This window comes from Variovorax sp. LjRoot290, from assembly GCF_964253985.1.
Classification (GTDB): Bacteria; Pseudomonadota; Gammaproteobacteria; order Burkholderiales; family Burkholderiaceae_C; genus Variovorax.
Genome location: NZ_CAXURW020000002.1, coordinates 589270 through 607023, shown reverse-complemented (window position 1 = coordinate 607023; position 17754 = coordinate 589270). Strand labels below are relative to the sequence as shown.

The following is a 17754-nucleotide window of genomic DNA, read 5'->3' as shown; positions in this document are numbered from 1 at the left end:
GTCACGCGGAAAAGCCCAGCGACGCGCCTGGTAGTTCGTTGGCAACTCCGGGACGTGGCGATGTGGCCGATCCCTTGGGGAATGATGAGGCCAAGCTCAGCGAGGAGGCAGCGTATCTGGTTTGCTTGTGCGGTGCGCGCTCGCACAAATCCTTGCCGCACGCGATGCAGCGCGAGCACTGCCTGCTGCTCGATTGCTTCACCGGAACGTGGTGCATGTTTGCCGACCCACTGCCTCGCGGATCGCCTCTGCATCGGCTGCATTGCTTCTTCATGCGTCGATGACCCGAGGGCGTCGCTGAAGTGGACGCACGCTCGTTCAAGCGCATTGCGCAAGTGCCCAACCCATCTGCGCAAGCGGCCGCGCACCGGCGCTCGCTTGCTTTGCCTGCGCGCTCGACGCTGTCCCCGTCTCCACACGTTTGGCAATTCCTTGCAGAATGCCGGCGAGCCGGAACATGTTGTAGGCGAGGTAGAAGTTCCAATCGGCCATCACTGCGTCGGGGTCGGCGCGGCCGGTCCGCTCGCAGTAGCGGCGCACATAGCTCTTCTCGTCGGGTATGCCGAGAGCGGCGAGGTCGAGCCCGCAAATGCCGAGGGTTGGGCCCGGCTGGATGTGCCACGACATGCAGTGGTAGCTCAAGTCGGCCAGCGGATGGCCGATCGTCGAGAGCTCCCAGTCGAGCACTGCGATCGCCCGTGGCTCGGTGGCGTGGAACATCAGATTGTCGAGCCGGTAGTCGCCGTGCACGACCGACACTTGGCTCTCGTCGCGCGCGCTGGCTGGTATGTGGGCAGGGAGCCAGTCCATCAACTGATCCATCTCGGGGATCGGCTGCGTGATCGAAGCCTGGTACTGCTTCGTCCAGCGACCGATCTGGCGCTCGAAATAGTTGCCAGGCTTGCCGTAGTTCTCGAGACCCGCTGCCTTGACGTCTACGTTGTGCAGCGCGGCGATCACGCGGTTCATCTCGTCGTAGATTCGACTCCGCCGCGTGTCGTCGGCATCGGGGATCGATTGGTCCCACATCACGCGGCCGGACATGTACTCCATCACGTAGAAGGCGCAGCCGATCACGGATTCATCTTCGCACAGCAGGTACATTTCCGGGACCGGAACGTCGGTCGCGCGCAGCGCCCGCATCACGGTGAATTCACGATCAATCGCATGCGCCGAGGCCAGCAGCTTCGCCGCCGGGCCGGGCTTGCAGCGCATCACGTAAGAGCGCTCCGGCGTGTTGATCTTGTAGGTTGGGTTCGATTGCCCGCCCTTGAACTGCTCGACCGTGAGTGGGCCCTGGAAGCCGTCGACCCGCGGCTCAAGAAAGGCCCGTAGCGCGGCCACGTCGAACGCATGAGTCTCGGGGATGGGCTTGGTGCCGGTTTGAGCTTCTGTCATGTCTATGGTCTCGTGATCACCGTTCAATCAGGTCGGTGCGGGGCAGTAGCTTGCCGGAACGCAGTTCAGCCTTAGGTCGTCCGAAGGTAGACGCCCGGCTCGGCCGACAAGCCCTGCTTGACTTGCCGCGTGATCTCGTCGGCCAGCGCCTCCTCGGCCCCGGCTTCGAGGGTGTCGAGGCTGCGGCGCACCACCTCGTCCGGGCTGGACTTGGGCTGATCGTTGCCGCGCGCCATGTCGGTGTCGACGAACCCCATGTGCAAGCCCAGTACCTGGGTGCCCTGGGCGCGTAACTCGTGGCGCAGACTATTGGTCAGTGACCAGGCGGCCGATTTGGTGGCGGCATAGGTCGCGAGACGGGGTGCTCTGATCCAACTCGCGAGCGACAGGACGTTCAGGATCGCACCGCCACCGTGGCCGGCGAGCACCGGCGCGAAGGCGAGCGCCATGCGCAGCGGCCCGAAAAAATTGGTCTCGAACTGGGCGCGGGCGGCCTCGACACTGCCTTCGGCAAGGAATCCACCGAGCGTCGCGATACCGGCGTTGTTGATCAGCAGCGTGACGTCGCCGCAATGGCGTGCCGCTGCGGCAATCTCATCGGGCCGGGTGACGTCGAGGCGGATGGCTTCGACGCCGGCCAACGTGACGCTGGCCGGGTCGCGCGCTGCCGCGTAGACCTTGCGGGCGCCGCGGGCCAGAGCGGCGCGGGCGAAAGCGAGACCGATGCCGCGGTTGGCGCCGGTGACGAGGACGGTGGCGTTGTCGAGTTTCATGGTCGGGTCCTTGCAGGAAGTTGAAGAGGCTGCGGTGCAGCGGTAGAGCGCCGCATGGATACGCTATTCGTCATTCTTCGCGGTCGAAGGAAGGTGCGAAGCTGCACGCAGGGCTCCTCCCGCCAGGAGGTTCAGTGAACTTCAATTGGTCGACGAGGCTGACGCGCTCGGCCGCTACGACCGAAGATGCAGTCTGGCCAGGCCGGGGAGCTGCGGCCAAGGCCTGCGCACTGAGCAGGTGGAACAGCTTCATCGCTCTAGATCTGTGCAATGCCGCCGTCGACGAACAACTCGATGCCGGTGACGAAGCTCGATGCGTTCGAGGCCAGGAAGACTGCGACCTTGCCGATTTCATCGGGTTCACCGACCCGGCCCATCGGGATCTGACCTGCAAAACCATCGAGCAGCCCCTGCTGGTGCTCGACCGGCACCAGCCCTAGCAGCCCAGGCGTTTTCGTCGGTCCGGGACTGAGGACATTGATGCGAATGTTGCGACCTTTGAGGTCCAGAATCCAGCTACGAGCGAAGTTCCGGATTGCCGCCTTCGAGGCGCTGTAAACGCTGAATGCCGGTAGGCCATGTATCGAACTGGTCGAACCAATCAGGATGACTGCCGCGCCATCCGCCAACAGGGGAAGTGCCTTCTGAACTGTGAAGAGCACCCCCTTCACATTGGTGCTGAACGTCTGGTCGAACAGGTCTTCCGTGATCGCGCCAAGCGGAGCCATGCTGCCGCCTCCCGCGTTGGCGACCAAGACGTCGATTCGTCCATGGTGTTGCTTGACGGTATCGAAGAGGGTGTCGAGATCCTGCAGGCTGGAGGCGTCGGCGCGGACGCCGGAGGCTTGATCCCCAATTTCGGCGACCGCGGCGTCAAGCTCTTTCTGGCGCCGACCGGTGATAACGACGCTTGCGCCTTCGGCTGCAAACCGTTTGGCAATGGCCAAACCGATGCCGGTGCTTGCGCCAGTCACGACAGCGATCTTGCCTTGGAGCGAGGGGGTCATTTGGGACCTTTGGAATAGTCCGGCATGGGGTGCGCCGGACGGGATGAATGAAGAGCGAGGCCAGGTACTGAAGCCGCTATCGGGCGAGCCTTCAACGTGTCGCCATCGCTCTGTGTTGTTGCGTTCATCAGCAAAGCCTTTACTCAACAGCCTTGCCCATGTCCTCAACCACCTTCTTGGCATCCCCAAAGACCATCATGGTCTTGTCCATGTAGAAGAGATCGTTGTCCAGGCCCGCATAGCCCGCGGCCATCGAGCGCTTGTTCACGATCACCGTCTTGGCCTTGTAGGCCTCCAGGATGGGCATGCCGTAGATCGGGCTGCCCTTGGTGTGCGCGGCGGGGTTCACCACGTCGTTGGCGCCCAGGATGATCGCGACGTCGGCTTGGCCGAACTCGCCGTTGATGTCCTCCATCTCGAACACCTGGTCGTAGGGCACCTCGGCCTCGGCCAGCAGCACGTTCATGTGGCCCGGCATGCGGCCCGCCACCGGATGGATCGCATACTTGACGGTGATGCCCTTTTCGGTGAGCTTCTGCGCCAGCTCTTTCACGGCATGCTGCGCGCGTGCCACCGCCAGGCCGTAGCCCGGCACGATGACCACAGTTTCGGCATTGCCCAGCACGAAGGCCGCGTCGTCGGCGCTGCCGCTCTTCACCGGCCGCTGCTCCTTCGCGCCGCCCGTCGCTGCGGCTGCGTCGCCGCCGAAGCCGCCCAGGATCACGTTGAAGAACGACCGGTTCATGGCCTTGCACATGATGTAGCTCAGGATCGCGCCCGAAGAGCCCACCAGCGAACCGGCCACGATCAGCATCGCGTTGTTCAGGCTGAAGCCGATGCCCGCCGCCGCCCAGCCCGAGTAGCTGTTGAGCATCGACACCACCACCGGCATGTCGGCGCCGCCGATCGGGATGATGATGAGCACGCCCATCACGAAGGCCAGCGCCAGCATCGCGAAGAAGGCAGGCCAGCTTTCGGTGAACATGAACACCAGGCCGAGACCGATGGTGGCCACGCCGAGCACGAGGTTCAGCATGTGCTGGCCGGCAAACTGCACCGGCGCGCCCTGGAACAGGCGGAACTTGTACTTGCCCGAGAGCTTGCCGAAGGCAATGACCGAGCCGCTGAAGGTGATGGCGCCAATGGCCGCGCCCAGGAACAACTCGAGCCTGTTGCCCGCGGGAATCATCTCGCCCTTGGGCGTGATGTTGAAGGCGTACGGCTCGGCCACGGCCGCAACCGCGATGAACACCGCCGCCAGGCCGATCATGCTGTGCATGAAGGCGACCAGCTCAGGCATCTTGGTCATCTCGACCTTGTTGGCCATGTAGGCGCCCAGGCCGCCGCCGAGCACCAGCGCAACCAGCACGTAGCCCAGGCCGGTGAGATTGCCGCCCGCCAGCTTGTAGATGAGCGCACCCGTCGTCAGCACGGCAATGGCCATGCCGGTCATGCCGAAGATGTTGCCGCGGATGGAGGTGGTGGGATGCGAGAGGCCCTTCAGGGCCTGGATGAAGCAGATGCTGGCAACGAGGTACAGCAGCGTGACGAGATTCATGCTCACTTGGCGACTCCCTCTTCAGCCTTGGGCGCGGCCTTCTTCTCTTTCTTCTTGAACATCTCGAGCATGCGCCGCGTGACGAGGAAACCGCCGAAAACGTTCACCGCGGCCAGCGCCACCGCGAGCACGCCCATGGTCTTGCCCAAACCGGTTTCGGTGAGCGCCGCTGCGAGCATGGCGCCCACGATCACGATGGCCGAGATCGCGTTGGTCACGGCCATGAGCGGCGTGTGCAGCGCGGGCGTCACCGTCCACACTACGTGGTAGCCCACGTAGATGGCCAGCACGAAGATGATCAGATTGATGACTGTGTGGGAAACGATGTCCATGGGTTCTTCTCCTCGTTCGAACGCTGGTGGGCCGCTTACTTCTTCGTGACCTGGCCGTCCTGCGCAACGCGGCAGGCGGCGACGATGTCGTCCTCGAGGTCGATCTTGAGCGCGCCCTCCTTCGTGACGATGAGCTTGAGGAAGTCCAGCACGTTGCGCGCATAGAGCGCCGACGCATCGGCCGCCACCAGCGCGGACAGATTGGTTTCGCCCACGATGGTCACGCCGTGCTTCACCACCGTGCGGTCGGCTTCCGACAGCGGGCAGTTGCCGCCCACGCCATCGGGCCCCTTGCCGGCGGCAATGTCGACAATCACCGAGCCGGGCTTCATGGACTTGACCATGTCTTCGGTGATGAGCGTGGGTGCCGCGCGGCCCGGAATGAGCGCGGTGCTGATGACGATGTCGGCCAGCGCCACGCGCTTGGCCACCTCGACCTGCTGGCGCGCGAGCCAGCTCGCGGGCATTGGCTTGGCGTAGCCGCCGACGCCGACAGCGGCTTCTTTCTCTTCGTCGGTGTCGTAGGACACTTCGATGAACTTGCCGCCGAGCGATTCGATCTGTTCCTTCACGCTCGGGCGCACGTCGGAAGCTTCGATGACGGCGCCCAGGCGCTTGGCGGTGGCAATGGCCTGCAGGCCCGCCACGCCGACGCCCAGGATGACCACGCGCGCCGCCTTCACGGTGCCGGCGGCGGTCATCAGCATGGGGAAGAAGCGTTGGTATTTGTCGGCCGCCATGATCACGGCCTTGTAGCCCGCAATGTTGGCCTGCGAGCTGAGCACGTCCATGCTCTGGGCCCGGGTGGTGCGCGGCGCGGCTTCGAGCGCAAAGGCCGTGAGCCCGGCCGTGGCCAGCCGCTGCAGGCCGGCCGCGTCGAAGGGGTTCAGCATGCCGATGACGACGGTGCCCGGCTTCATCAGCGCGGCTTCGGCGTCGTTCGGCGAGCGCACCTTGAGCACCATGTCGGCCCCGAAGGCACCCGCCACGTCGGTGATTTCAGCGCCGGCTGCAATGTAGGCGGCATCGGTGACGCTGGCTGCAACGCCGGCTCCCGACTGCACGCGAATGGTGTGCCCCGCAGTGACAAGTTTCTTCACCGTTTCGGGTGTAACGGCCACACGGGTTTCGCCGGCCATTGTCTCGGCAGGCACACCTATCTTCAACGTCACAGCGCGGCACCAAGCGACGAGCGCAGCAATTTCCCGACCGCTGACCGGGGGAGCTTTGTCCGGAATTCAATGATCTTCGGGCGCTTATACGCAGTTAGGTTTGCCTTCATGTGTTGTCTTATTGATTCTTCAGTTAGCGCGTCACTCCGAGGCACCACAACCAATTTCACGGCTTCTCCAGTGAGCTCGTCAGGAACGCCGACAGCCGCGCACTCAAGCACTTGGTCCATTTCGATAGCCACAGCTTCAATCTCGCTGGGATAAACGTTAAACCCGCTCACCAGCATCATTTCTTTCTCCCGACCAGAAATGCACAGATAGCCGTGTTCATCAATGCAGCCGAGATCACCTGTCAAAAAAAAACCATCTTTCGTCATGAATCGAGCAGTTTCTGCATCGCGCTGCCAATAACCCTTGAACAACTGGGGGCCGCGAACTGCAATTTGTCCAACCTCTCCCAATGGCAGCGCTTCAAATTTTTCGTCAAGGATCAGTACTTCCGTTGACGGTGCTGGCGGGCCGACTGTCCCTTGGCGAATATTGCCGTGAGGTGGGTTGCAGCTTACTGTTCCGGACGTCTCGGAAAGTCCGTATCCCTCGCTAATGGCGCAACCCGTTCTTGCCAGCCACCGAGCGGCGATTGGACGCTGCGTGGCCATTCCGCCAGCTGTGGTTACCTTGAGGTGTCGCCAATCGACTGTGTCGAACTCAGGATCATTCATCAAGTTGCTGAACAGCGTATTGATGCCGGGTAGCATGTGAAAAGGGGCTTCACGTAATTTCGCCAACATCTTTGCCGAATCACGAGGGTCGGTAATCAGGAGCATAATTCCCCCCAATTTAATGCTCGCCAAGAGTGTTATGAAAGAAACTATGTGATATAGAGGCAACGCACATGCGAACACGGGGGCTGGTATGTCTGCCAATGCGGGCTGGAACCAGGCGGAGTTTTGAGCCGTGTTGGCCAGTAGGCTTTCATGAGAGAGCATTGCTCCCTTGGAAACCCCTGTGGTTCCGCCGGTGTATTGCAGAACCACGGTGTCGCTTTTGGCCAGTGTAGGCATTGAATAGGTTGCCGACATCCCGAGCGAGAGCGCTTCAGGCATATCAATCACTGATTTGGCGGCAAGGTTTGTGCGACGGCTTTCTCGTATCGGTTCCAAGTCACCGCGCAGATTGCACAGGATTGAATGGCCAACCTGCGTCTGGGACAGGCCATCCTTCACTGCATCGAACTGACCTTCGAGCAATATGGCCACCTCAGCTTCAGCATCCGAGACTTGCAGCAGGAACTCCCGAGCGGTGTAGGCGGGATTGACGTTGACCAATACCATGCCCGCTCGAATCACACCGATTGCCGCTATAACGTACTGTGGTGAGTTGGGAAGAGCGACGGCTACTTTTGCCCCCACCTCGAGCCCCAGCGTCTGTAGATACGCTGCAATTGCTAGACTCAATGAGTCTAGATTCGAATAGCTGAACTCACTTTTTTCGTGACGAATGGCAATACGATCGCCCAAACGATAAAACGAAGCATTGAAGAACTCGACAAGAGTCCGGTACTCCTTCAAAGGCTCGATAGTGTGTGGAACTTGAGGCGGGTACCACTTCAGCCACGGGCGATTGTTCATAAGCTACCTCACAAAGCAGCAAGGCCAGCCGGTACCGGGAGCCTGATAAGCATTTTCCCGGTGTTTCCACCCTCGAACATGCGCTGTAGTGCAGTGGGGAAAGTGTCAATACCCTCGAGCACATCTTCGTAAGATTTGATCCAGCCGGCGGCTAGCCAACCTCGCAATGCATGCAGTGCCTCGGGATAACGCTTTTCATAATCGAAAATGACAAACCCCTCCATCGTGGCTCTGTTCATGAGCAAAGACATGTAGTTTTTTGGCCCGCTGCCACGGGCTACATTGTTGTATTGGGAGACGGCCCCGCAAACCACAATACGCGCACCGCGTCGAATGCGACCGAGAGCGAGATCAAGTATTTCGCCGCCGACATTGTCGAAGTAAACGTCTACACCATCCGGGCATACTTTTGACAACTGAGCACGCGCGTCAGACTGTTTGTAGTCGACGGCAGCATCAAACCCCAGATTGTTTACAAGGTGAGCGCATTTCTCTGCTCCCCCTGCAATACCAACGACGCGACATCCCTTGATCTTGGCGATTTGGCCGACCACTGACCCCACGGCTCCTGCGGCACCAGATACCAGGACCGTGTCGCCGAATTTGAGTTTTCCTATTTCAAGAAGACCAAAGTACGCCGTAAAACCAGGAGTGCCAAGGGCGCCCATATAAGCCGTTGCTGGCACTTTTGAAATATCAATTTTCGTAAGATCATTGGCGTCCATGGTCGCGAACTCCTGGACACCAAAAGCCCCCAGCACAGCGTCGCCGACACTGAATCTTGCATCCTCGGACCACAAGACCAGACCTGCCCCGGCAGCCCGCATGACATCACCGATAGCGATGGCCTCCATGTAGGATTTGCCTTCATTCATCCACGATCGCATGGCCGGATCCACAGAAATGAAGGTGACTTGCACCAGCACCTTTCCTTTCTCAGGCGCCTTTACTGCCGTTTTTAACTGCTGCCAGTCGCTTTCTTTTGGCAGCCCGCTGGGACGCTGCCTGAGAACGAACTGCTTGTTGGAAAGTTGCGAAAGGTCGGTCATGGGATATCTCCAGAGTTGGAATTGGTTAAAGTTGCCGGTTGGTTGAAAGATTTGCGAATTCAACGACCTGGCTTGCCATCAGCTGAATCTGCTGTACCACGGAAATTGATTGGCATGTGCCTGCGGAATCGAGCGGAGCTTCAGATATGTTGATGGCGACACCCATCGGGGTGGGCCACCCTCTGAGCGCATGCACTATCTCCCTCAAGGAAGCCATCGTTCCGACAGCCGCTTGCCATCCCCCAGCTACGGCCATGCAGCCGACCGCACGTTCGCTGAAATAGGGGCGCTTATCGCTTCTGGTTTCCTCGGCATAATCAAGCGCGTTCTTCATGAACCCCGACACGGTGCCGTGATAGCCAGGCGATGCGATGATGATTCCGTCGGCTTTGCGCAATTCCTGAACAAGTAGCTGTGCTGCAACGTCTGCGGCTGCGCTGGGTTCATAGAGCGGTAAACGAAGCGAATTGGCACCGAGGAAGGTTGTTGTTGCCCCTGCCTTTTGAGCGGCGCTCAGTGCAAGCTGCAGATAGCGCTCGGCACTTGAGCCGGGTCTTGTCCCACCCCCAATGCCAAGGATGCGTGGTGGGGAATTAGTCATCATGCGGCCTCGAAATACTGCAGTTGGGGTCCACTTTCAACGGCGGACCAGTACTCGCGGATTAGCCTGTCCATCAAAGCGGCTGTTGGCTCAATCGCATTGAGCGATCCCACTCCATGGCCGGCTGACCACACCTTCGTCCAGCGCTCAATGTCTCCGTTGCGCACCGGCTCAGCAGACTCGAGTTCGTCAGCATTGATGCCGACCGCGGCCAGACTTTTGCGCAACCAATACGCCGGTACTCCAGAAACAGCTTTGGTCAGGATCAGATCGTCGATATCCGAATCCAGCAACATTTGACGGTAAGAGTCGCTGGCCATTGACTCGGGGCAAGCGATAAATGCTGTGCCCATGGAGGCAAGGTCCGCGCCGAGCGTTTCCGCAGCCCGAATGCCCGACCCATTGATGATTCCCCCGCCTAAGACTATCGTCCCGCCGAAAAACTCTCGAATGGCGGGGACCATTGCAAAGGCGCTCATCATCCCTGTATGCCCCCCCGCGCCGGCAGCTACTAGGACAAGCCCGTCGACCCCGAGCGATACGGCTTTTCGGACATGCTGTACAGAGTTCACGTCAGCAAACACTCGTCCGCCATACGAGTGCACGCATTCAATTACCTCTTTCGGACTTCCAAGAGCCGTGATAATTAGCGGTGGCCGATAGCGCGCCACTACATCAAGGTCTTGGCTGAGCCGCTGATAGCTTTTGTGAACGAGCAGATTCACACCCCAGGGCGCATCAGTCGGCCCTAGCTGAGTTGAAATCCGATGAAACCACTCATCCAAGATTTCAACAGTCCTGGCATTCGCTGCCGGAACGGTTCCAATGGCACCCTTACGGCACGCAGCCACTACCAGCTCGACGGTAGACACCAGAAACATCGGTGCGATAAGGAGCGGCAATTTCAACCGTCTGAGCCAGTCTTCAGGCATTGTCATTTGCGTCCTTCAAAGCATTGCGGAGTTCGTCGGAAGGCCGAGATACAGCCGGCCAGTGAGTTCATATGTGGACTCACTGACCATCATGTGTTGGGACGCAGTTAAGACATCGCGCAGGCAGCGCTGTAGTCGAGAGTCGTTGAAGATCGCGCTGCCACCCGCACAGGAATACACCCGAGTGACGACTTCGACCGCCTGTTCGCTTGCGTGGGTCGTCGCCAGTCGAAGGTCGCGGCGTAGCGCCACAGAGATCTCTCCCGCGTTGTTCGACGCGGACCATGCCCGGTCAACCGCGTCAATCAAGAAAGCCCGAGCGGAGCGAAGCTGGGCTTCCGCCCTTGCTACGTGCTGCTGAGTTGAGGCGCGCTCTGCCAAAAGACGAGCGCTGCCTTGAGGTGTCTTTTTTGTTGCAAGCTCTATCAAACTATCGATGGCAAGACGTGCGATGCCGAGCGCTACTGCCGCGATGCCCACACCCAGGATGCAAAACACCGGAAACTTAAACAATGCACCTGCGATCGGCACGTCGGTAAGTATTGATGCGGACAAGCCGGCAGGGACGAATACATCTTTTACGCTGTATTCATTGCTGCCTGTTCCGCGCAAACCGAGCGTGTGCCAGGTATCAGCGATCGATACTTGCTCCGCTCTGAAGATCATGGAACGATTTTCAAGTGTTCCATCCGCCAATTTTTCTGGTTTTCCATCCTCTCCCAAAATCACACATCCGCCGGTGATGAAATCAGCGTTGTACGATGCTGATCCCCACATCCAACTTCCATTTACCAGGAAACCCGGTACCCCGTCGACTGCCGTGCGGACCGCAGTCCCGCGCGGCGCGAATACTCCGGCCATTTTGATGTTTGGATTCTTAAATATTACTTTTGCTTCGGGACCAGGAAGATAACCCCCAATGATGGTCGATGTGTTCGAGATAAACGTGCACCATGCCGCCGCAGCATTAGCTTGTGCCAGTTTTTCTACGACGGCCACGAATGTATGCACATCCGCCTCCAAGCCACCGAGTGCACGCGGAACGAACATGCGATAAAGGCCGGCCTGAGCCAGTGTTTCGGCAAGTTCGTTTGGCAAATGTCTTTCTTTTTCTACCGTGTCGTTTGCCGCTTGCAAGATTGGGCTCAACTCTTGGCATGCGTAAAGCAGTTCATCACGCTGCGTCAACTCTGATGGTTCGTACTCAAACGTCATAGGGTAAGCTTTCGTTCATTGGCGAATTGATATTCGTGCATTCACGCGCCGATCACCGCGCTGGTGCCACCATCGACAACAATTGCATGACCGGTCATGTGTTTCCCGGCTGCAGAAGCGAGCAACAGAGCAGCGCCTTTCAGGTCGTCTGGATCGCCCAGCCGCCCAAGAGGCGTCGTGCTGATGATTCTTTCCTCACCAAACGCTGCAATCACCCCGTCTGCCATCTTGCTTGGGAACAGCCCCGGGGAGATCGCATTTACGGTAATTCCGTGCTTACCCCATTCGGCAGCAAGTGCACGGGTAAACGTGATAACTGCTCCTTTACTGGTGTTGTAAGCGACGCATTCCATTGGCGCTGGATTCCCGCCGAGCCCGGCAATTGAGGCGATGTTGATGATGCGACCGCGCTTGCGCGGGATCATGCTTCCCACGGCAGCTTGTTGGCTAAAAAGAAAAAGACTTCTGATATTCAGATTCATGACGCGGTCCCAGGCTTGAAGCGTGTGGGTTTCAGCCGAGGCGCCCCAGGAAGTTCCCGCGTTGTTGATCAATATGTCCAAATGGCCGAGCGTGTCGAGAGTTCTGCTGCAAACACGTTGGACCTCGGACGAGTCGCTGGAGTCGGCCGCAACCCAGGACGCCTCGATTCCAAGACTTCCCAGGTGAGCGGCTGCGGCCTCGAGCTCGGCCTCCTTTCTTGCCGTCAGCATGAGCCGCGCACCAGCACTACCGAGCGCCTCCGCAATTTGGAGCCCGATGCCTCGCGACCCGCCCGTGATAAGAGCGGTGGAACCTTCAAGGTCGAAAAGCGTATTGGAATAGTGGTTCATGGATTTATACAATGCTCCAAGTGGAGAAGTTGCGGAGAAATTTTTTTCCGAGGGAAACTCTGTTCAGGGGCGTGCCATTCGACAGGTTGAGGGTCTTGCAATTTCTTCAGCAGCGAACTCGCGCACAGGCGCGAATGTTTTACCAGTTCCTTCGGCACTGTATGGGAATTGAGCGCTCACGCTCGTCCATACAGTTACAAAAAACGGCTGCTGAAGTTGGTGATCCGATTTTCTCATTTCGACCACGCCATTAAAGCCGCGAAATTTCGCTCCTTCCATCTGCGCTGCCACCCGGACCACATCTACAGATTGCACCTGTTGAATTGACCTACTTAACAGTTCGAAGACTAAGGCAATACTGTGCGTATAGAAATCGTCGTTGAACCGCTTACGAAATTCATTCATCCAGACGTTCATTTGACCGCCCATGTTGTAATGACTGAAGGCGACTTGAAACACTCGATTGTCGGCAATCCCGCGGAGTGCTGTGGGGGTGCCGGCAACCGCCGCGTAGTAGGTGTAGATAGCGCCTTTCCAACCGCTTTCTTCTGCGGCCTTCACAAGCAGCGAAAGGTCTGTCCCCCAGTTCCCTGTAACGATCGTATCCGCTCCAGAAGCGCGGACTTTTGCCATGTAAGGTGCGAAATCACGTGTCTGTGCGAGTGGATGGCGATCGTCGCCAACAATTGCGATATCCGGCCTCTTCTCCCGCAGGCGGAGTTTCGCGGCTTCTGCGATTTGGATGCCCGAGGAATAATTCTGATTGACTAAATATACTTTCTTGACCATAGGCTGGTCTTTTATAAAGCTTGTCAATGCCTCCATCTTCATCGCTGTGTCAGCCTCAAAGCGGAAGTGCCAGTAGCTGCATCGGCTGCCAGTCAGCTCCGGATCGGTGGCAGCGTGGTTTAGGTAAAGGACTTCCCGTCCTGGGTTGCGCTGGTTGTGCTTTTCGATCGCGTCGATAAGCGCCAGCGCCGGCGCTGAACCAGTGCCTTGCGCAACAAACCGAATACCCTGATCTAGTGCGCTCTGAAGTGCTGAGACAGTTTCAGACAGACTCAGCTTGTTATCGAACGCAACGATTTCAAATTGCAGGCCGGCTGCGTTAGATTTGCTGAATTGTTCTGCTAGGAACTGATAGGTCCTCAGCAGGTTTGTGCCTACGGAACCCATCATCCCGGACAAGGGTTCGATCACTGCAATTTTCACCACCTGGCCTTTCAGCACAGGCTTCTGGTTTTGCGCGAGCGCTTGTCTTGAAAGACCTAACCCAGCCACTGCCCAAGTCGCGATGCGGGCGAAGTGCCTCCGCGTGAAGGTTGTTGGTGCCATCAGAAAAGTACTCCAAGTGGATAAGTTGCAGTCTGGGTAATCTAACTGCCGCGGGGTCGGGCGGAACTAGTACTTACCCGAGAGCAGTCGCGCAGGTGATCTAAGGGAGAGCTCCAAGTGATTCACGACGCGACCCCTGATGCAACCCTGAAGGCCAACAGTTCTGGGCGCGAATCCGAAGCTTCAGTGGCCGGAATCACGGTGGCTCAAGGCCAACTGACGGCCTAGTGCACTGGGGGCTGGAGTGCCGCGACGCCGTCAGCGCGCAAGGCTGGTGAGAGCCCGGTGCCTGAACTCTCCATCTCATCGTGCAGCGTTGATCTTTTGGTGCTGTGTGGCTCGCGAGGCCGAACCTGCACGCTGTCACTGACACGGCGAGGGCCCCATCGCGCCTGGCTCTTCGCCAACTGGCTAGGCAACCGCATGGTCCTTGTGCAAGATGGTCTGGCTATGCAGGCGCCAGCGGAGTCAAGGCTGCTTCCGCTGGGCGAACATGGCCCTGCGACACAGATGGCCTGTCGCGTGAACAGCTCAATGCATTTGTGCTCGGGCACTGCGGCAGCGCTTGGGCGATGGAGGCAGGGTCACATCAACATGGCGTGAGCGTCAAGTGGCCAAGCAGCAATTGGGACGTTTGCCAATAGGCCGCGTGCCGCGGAGTTCGGCAAGCTGGCGCCCATGCTCAGCAGCGAACAACTCCAGGGACTCGGCGAGGCCGAACTGCGCCGACTGGCGCAGGGATTGCTGACCCAGATCACCTAGCGCGGCACGAAATCGTGCTCAGGCGAGCCCAGCTTACGCAAGCCGACAGCGAGATGCTGATGCAAGTGCGGCTCCGAACTCAAGCGCATCCGGAGACGTGGGCGAGAAGCTCGAATGCATGCCAGATTTGTTCACAGTAGAGCGTCACACTCGGCGGATGAGCCTGCACGCCGCTGCGGTGCAAGCGATTCCATCTGATCCCACAACAACGGGCACCCGCTGGACCATCCTCATCGCGCGTTCAGGACCACGGGAGTCACTTGTTCGATCCCCTCATGGCCCCTATCCTTTGAGAGTGTTGAGCCTCGACAAAACCGGACGCATTTCAATCTCTTAGAGACGGTCTGCTTGAACCTAAATCTCCCACTTGAGGCCCGATGATCGAACGTCCTCTTCTGCTAAGCTGATGTCCAAATGACTTTTAAGAGCCTTCCGTGAGCGCCTTTGCTGAACCAGATTTGCCACTAAGCGCGCGTGGAAGTCAGCGTCACAAAAACTTGATCGCAGCGGCGCTTCGCGTACTAGTTCGCGACGGGCATCATGCTGTAACCTTGCGAGCGGTTTCAGTCGAAGCCAATGCAAGTCATGGAGCGATCAACTATTACTTCGGCTCCCGAAGCGCCCTAATGTGCGCACTCGCTGAAGATGTTTGCCGTCGAATTGCAAACAACATCACCCTCGTCACGCCTAAGCTTGGGAAGTGCGCGGACGACGCCGATCGGTTCGCCACCGTTCTTGCGGAGCACAACATCAAGTACATGGTCAATGATCATGCGATGGGCATGGCGATCACCGAACTTACGCTCGCGGGGTCGCGCGACTTAGAGTTGGGTAGCGTGCTGGTGAAATGGGGAAAGATACATGCCAGTCTGATGCGGGATAGCTTTCTGAAACTTGGGTCCAGTGATCCAGATTTGGATTATGCCTTTGTGTTGAATTGTGTTAACGGACTCATCATGGCGCAGCTCGCGATACCGCGTCGCGATTTCGAAACACGTATTCTGCAGCCCTCATTACTTCGGCTAGTTCGCGCCATTGCCAGTGAAAAACCGAACAATGTTCCGGCGAACTCTTGATTAAAGACGGTCGAGAAGTTTGCGCCAGATCGTCTACTATCAATAAGTTAGCTGCCTTGCCAAGGCGTACCAATGCCGGGTGCGACTCGTTCGGTGCGGCATTTCGGATCCTTCTAACTCCCTTCCGCCAAGGAAAGAAAACAGCCGACTCCAATTAGTGACCTGCCCGGTTTGATCAACACTGTTTTTCTTCAATGCCGTGGCCGGTGTACCGATACCAGTTGATCTCGGTCGCAGATAACCGGCCTCCTCAGGCCGGGTGCCCTCGAAGGCCTTTTGCAGGAGTCCCCTGATCTCGCCTCGCTGAGCTACGCCGGCCTCTCGCGGGTTCCAGTACGGGTTGCTCACAACGAGATCTGTGGCACGGTCAAGGTCATTCTTCTTCATGCCGATGTCCCGGAGCGCCACCGGTGCCCCGTTGTCTCGCGCCAGGTCGAACAGGGCCGCCGCGGCGCTGCCTCGCACCCCGGTGCCGATTCCCACCGCGCGCTCGATGCGGGACGTGGCCGCGGGCGCCGCTGGCGCGTTGAAGGCGAGGGCGTGAGGCAGCACCACCGTGTGCACCTCGGCATGCGGCAGGTTGAAGCTGCCGCTCAGGGTGTGGCACAGCTTGTGGTGCAGCGCCATGCCCACGTCGCCCAGCACCGTTCCGCAAAGCCACGCGCCATACAGCGCATCCCCGCGCGCATCGAGATCGCCGCTGCGCTGGCGGATGACCGGCGTGCGCTGACCATTGCGCGGATGCCTTCCTCGGCCATCAGGCTCATCACCGGGTTGCCGTCGCGCGCGTACAGACCCTCCGCCGCGTGCGCAATCGCGTTCATGCCACTCGTGATACTAATGGCCACGGGCAGGCCGGATAGAAGGCAGAGTCGAGTCGTCGAACAATGGGCCGCTGCTGCTTGGCCACAACTTGGTGAATCCATCTGTGTACTTCAAGCCGATGGCCCAGCCTACTTCAAGAAGACCGGCGACAAGCAGAAGCATCCAGGCCATACGATTCTCCGTTCGGCGATCCAGACGCCGCATCCGATCGACTCTATCGTTGTTCATAAGACCGCCGAATTTCAGCGGACACAAGGTACTGATCGCGTTTCGCCAGCGAGCGGGTGCGGAATGCCGCCATCACCATAGCAGCGGACAACCTGTGCAATGACCACCTGGTAGCCCTTGAGCCAAAGCGCCTGGCGCTTCTTTGCAGCGATGTGTGCGGGGTGCCCGATGAGGTCCTGGAGCGCCTCCATCGTCTTCCAGTAGTACACGTTGGAGACGAGCCCTGTTGCAGGGTTCTCCCAGCTCTCCTCGCCAAGGTAGCCTGGGATGGACTTGGCAAGCTGTGCAATGACGTTGTCCAAGGCATGGAACTCGTCGTCGAACTCGCCCTTTGCGAAAGTGAAGGTGGATGTGTACATGGGTTTGTGTCGGCCTTAACTCGTTCCGCTGGCATGGCGCATCAATCCCGCCAGTTCCTCGCGTCCGCGCGCCTTCAACATTTCTGCGGCATTGAGGCGGTCACGCGCTTCCTTGTTCTGGCTGAGCTTGGACTTGCCCACCAGCGAGGTGACGGCAATCTCGATGCCCACGATGTTGCGCACCATGCTGTCGATGTACTCGGGTGCGGAGTCGCCCATCTTCCAGGGCTTCGGCTCGGCCGCCTCGTGGCGCCGCGTCAGGCGCGCGATGATGCGGCGCGCAAAGCGCTCGTCGTCATGCACGGTGAGCACGCCGTGCGCGTGCACCACCTCGTAGTTCCAGGTCGGCACCTGGCGGTGCGCCTCGTGCTTGGACGGGTACCAGCTGGGCGAGATGTAGGCCTGGGCACCGCCGAAGATGACCATCACCGGAGTCCCGGTGGGGCAGCGCTGCCACAGCGGGTTGGCGCGAGCGAGATGCGCCGACAGCAAGCCATGCGTTCCGATTTCAGGATCGAACTCGAAAGGGAGGTGATCGGCGTCCAGGCCCGCGGTCCCTTGGGTGACCAGAGCGCCCAGCGGATGCTCGCGGATGATACGGTTCAGTTCCTCGGGTCTTGTTTCGGCGAAGTGCGTGGGGATGTACATCGGGGGAGGGTGGGGACTGG

Annotated in this window: 16 protein-coding genes and 3 pseudogenes; 1 reads left to right on the top strand and 18 read right to left on the bottom strand. The window is 59.2% G+C overall.

All coding sequences use genetic code 11. The features are described from left to right. Nucleotides 1-59: 59 nt before the first annotated feature. From ACSQ9A_RS31810 to ACSQ9A_RS31745, 14 genes and pseudogenes are all read right to left on the bottom strand, one after another. A pseudogene (locus ACSQ9A_RS31810) lies at nucleotides 60-270 on the bottom strand (IS110 family transposase); the annotation flags it as partial. 48 nt (nucleotides 271-318) lie between these two features. After that, nucleotides 319-1398: a phosphotransferase gene (locus tag ACSQ9A_RS31805; protein ID WP_436306841.1), complete on the bottom strand. Its 1080-nt coding sequence runs from the start codon at nucleotides 1396-1398 to the stop codon at nucleotides 319-321. Between the two features lie 71 nt (nucleotides 1399-1469). Then, the gene (locus tag ACSQ9A_RS31800; RefSeq protein ID WP_436306840.1) at nucleotides 1470-2171 is read right to left on the bottom strand and encodes an SDR family oxidoreductase; all 702 of its coding nucleotides are present in this window, start codon (nucleotides 2169-2171) and stop codon (nucleotides 1470-1472) included. A 257-nt stretch (nucleotides 2172-2428) separates the two neighbouring features. Continuing rightward, a complete protein-coding gene (locus ACSQ9A_RS31795; RefSeq protein WP_436306839.1) occupies nucleotides 2429-3178 on the bottom strand; it encodes an SDR family NAD(P)-dependent oxidoreductase in 750 nt (249 codons plus the stop codon). A gap of 139 nt (nucleotides 3179-3317) precedes the next feature. Then, nucleotides 3318-4742, bottom strand: a complete 1425-nt coding sequence (locus ACSQ9A_RS31790) for an NAD(P)(+) transhydrogenase (Re/Si-specific) subunit beta (RefSeq protein WP_436306838.1) — start codon at nucleotides 4740-4742, stop codon at nucleotides 3318-3320. After that, on the bottom strand, nucleotides 4739-5068 hold the full coding sequence (locus ACSQ9A_RS31785; protein ID WP_126748827.1) for an NAD(P) transhydrogenase subunit alpha: 330 nt from the start codon (nucleotides 5066-5068) through the stop codon (nucleotides 4739-4741). The genes ACSQ9A_RS31790 and ACSQ9A_RS31785 overlap by 4 nt, the downstream gene beginning before the upstream one ends. Before the next feature lie 35 nt (nucleotides 5069-5103). Continuing rightward, nucleotides 5104-6234, bottom strand: coding sequence for a Re/Si-specific NAD(P)(+) transhydrogenase subunit alpha (locus ACSQ9A_RS31780; RefSeq protein WP_436307741.1), 1131 nt, complete (start codon nucleotides 6232-6234; stop codon nucleotides 5104-5106). A 2-nt stretch (nucleotides 6235-6236) separates the two neighbouring features. Beyond that, complete coding sequence (locus tag ACSQ9A_RS31775) at nucleotides 6237-7871, bottom strand: AMP-binding protein (protein WP_436306837.1); 1635 nt, start codon at nucleotides 7869-7871, stop codon at nucleotides 6237-6239. 8 nt (nucleotides 7872-7879) lie between these two features. Next, a complete protein-coding gene (locus tag ACSQ9A_RS31770) occupies nucleotides 7880-8920 on the bottom strand; it encodes an NADP-dependent oxidoreductase (RefSeq protein ID WP_436306836.1) in 1041 nt (346 codons plus the stop codon). Between the two features lie 25 nt (nucleotides 8921-8945). Continuing rightward, a complete protein-coding gene (locus ACSQ9A_RS31765; protein ID WP_436306835.1) occupies nucleotides 8946-9524 on the bottom strand; it encodes an NADPH-dependent FMN reductase in 579 nt (192 codons plus the stop codon). Continuing rightward, nucleotides 9521-10453, bottom strand: a complete 933-nt coding sequence (locus ACSQ9A_RS31760; protein WP_436306834.1) for an NAD(P)H-dependent flavin oxidoreductase — start codon at nucleotides 10451-10453, stop codon at nucleotides 9521-9523. The genes ACSQ9A_RS31765 and ACSQ9A_RS31760 overlap by 4 nt, the downstream gene beginning before the upstream one ends. Nucleotides 10454-10468: 15 nt before the next feature. Then, on the bottom strand, nucleotides 10469-11668 hold the full coding sequence (locus tag ACSQ9A_RS31755) for an acyl-CoA dehydrogenase family protein (protein ID WP_436306833.1): 1200 nt from the start codon (nucleotides 11666-11668) through the stop codon (nucleotides 10469-10471). Between the two features lie 41 nt (nucleotides 11669-11709). Continuing rightward, nucleotides 11710-12501, bottom strand: coding sequence for a glucose 1-dehydrogenase (locus ACSQ9A_RS31750; RefSeq protein ID WP_436306832.1), 792 nt, complete (start codon nucleotides 12499-12501; stop codon nucleotides 11710-11712). Between the two features lie 63 nt (nucleotides 12502-12564). After that, a complete protein-coding gene (locus ACSQ9A_RS31745) occupies nucleotides 12565-13836 on the bottom strand; it encodes a branched-chain amino acid ABC transporter substrate-binding protein (RefSeq protein WP_436306831.1) in 1272 nt (423 codons plus the stop codon). Nucleotides 13837-15032: 1196 nt separating this feature from the next. Here ACSQ9A_RS31745 and ACSQ9A_RS31740 point away from each other — a divergent pair. Then, nucleotides 15033-15674: a TetR/AcrR family transcriptional regulator gene (locus ACSQ9A_RS31740; protein WP_436306830.1), complete on the top strand. Its 642-nt coding sequence runs from the start codon at nucleotides 15033-15035 to the stop codon at nucleotides 15672-15674. Between the two features lie 252 nt (nucleotides 15675-15926). Here ACSQ9A_RS31740 and ACSQ9A_RS31735 read toward each other — a convergent pair. The 4 genes and pseudogenes from ACSQ9A_RS31735 to ACSQ9A_RS31720 all read right to left on the bottom strand — a co-directional run. Continuing rightward, a pseudogene (locus tag ACSQ9A_RS31735) lies at nucleotides 15927-16528 on the bottom strand (maleylacetate reductase); the annotation flags it as partial. A gap of 46 nt (nucleotides 16529-16574) precedes the next feature. Continuing rightward, nucleotides 16575-16670 (bottom strand): annotated as a pseudogene (locus ACSQ9A_RS31730) (SMR family transporter); the annotation flags it as partial. Between the two features lie 71 nt (nucleotides 16671-16741). Next, nucleotides 16742-17086, bottom strand: a complete 345-nt coding sequence (locus ACSQ9A_RS31725; RefSeq protein WP_436306829.1) for an antibiotic biosynthesis monooxygenase family protein — start codon at nucleotides 17084-17086, stop codon at nucleotides 16742-16744. Nucleotides 17087-17101: 15 nt separating this feature from the next. Beyond that, complete coding sequence (locus ACSQ9A_RS31720; RefSeq protein ID WP_436306828.1) at nucleotides 17102-17734, bottom strand: FMN-binding negative transcriptional regulator; 633 nt, start codon at nucleotides 17732-17734, stop codon at nucleotides 17102-17104. Nucleotides 17735-17754: the final 20 nt, after the last annotated feature.

Bases quoted from the DNA above. Each gene is read 5' to 3' on its own strand.
- ACSQ9A_RS31805 (WP_436306841.1), bottom strand. From the start codon at position 1,398: ATGACAGAAGCTCAAACCGGCACCAAGCCCATCCCCGAGACTCATGCG.
- ACSQ9A_RS31800 (WP_436306840.1), bottom strand. From the start codon at position 2,171: ATGAAACTCGACAACGCCACCGTCCTCGTCACCGGCGCCAACCGCGGC.
- ACSQ9A_RS31795 (WP_436306839.1), bottom strand. From the start codon at position 3,178: ATGACCCCCTCGCTCCAAGGCAAGATCGCTGTCGTGACTGGCGCAAGC.
- ACSQ9A_RS31785 (WP_126748827.1), bottom strand. From the start codon at position 5,068: ATGGACATCGTTTCCCACACAGTCATCAATCTGATCATCTTCGTGCTG.
- ACSQ9A_RS31775 (WP_436306837.1), bottom strand. From the start codon at position 7,871: ATGAACAATCGCCCGTGGCTGAAGTGGTACCCGCCTCAAGTTCCACAC.
- ACSQ9A_RS31770 (WP_436306836.1), bottom strand. From the start codon at position 8,920: ATGACCGACCTTTCGCAACTTTCCAACAAGCAGTTCGTTCTCAGGCAG.
- ACSQ9A_RS31765 (WP_436306835.1), bottom strand. From the start codon at position 9,524: ATGATGACTAATTCCCCACCACGCATCCTTGGCATTGGGGGTGGGACA.
- ACSQ9A_RS31760 (WP_436306834.1), bottom strand. From the start codon at position 10,453: ATGCCTGAAGACTGGCTCAGACGGTTGAAATTGCCGCTCCTTATCGCA.
- ACSQ9A_RS31755 (WP_436306833.1), bottom strand. From the start codon at position 11,668: ATGACGTTTGAGTACGAACCATCAGAGTTGACGCAGCGTGATGAACTG.
- ACSQ9A_RS31750 (WP_436306832.1), bottom strand. From the start codon at position 12,501: ATGAACCACTATTCCAATACGCTTTTCGACCTTGAAGGTTCCACCGCT.
- ACSQ9A_RS31745 (WP_436306831.1), bottom strand. From the start codon at position 13,836: ATGGCACCAACAACCTTCACGCGGAGGCACTTCGCCCGCATCGCGACT.
- ACSQ9A_RS31725 (WP_436306829.1), bottom strand. From the start codon at position 17,086: ATGTACACATCCACCTTCACTTTCGCAAAGGGCGAGTTCGACGACGAG.
- ACSQ9A_RS31720 (WP_436306828.1), bottom strand. From the start codon at position 17,734: ATGTACATCCCCACGCACTTCGCCGAAACAAGACCCGAGGAACTGAAC.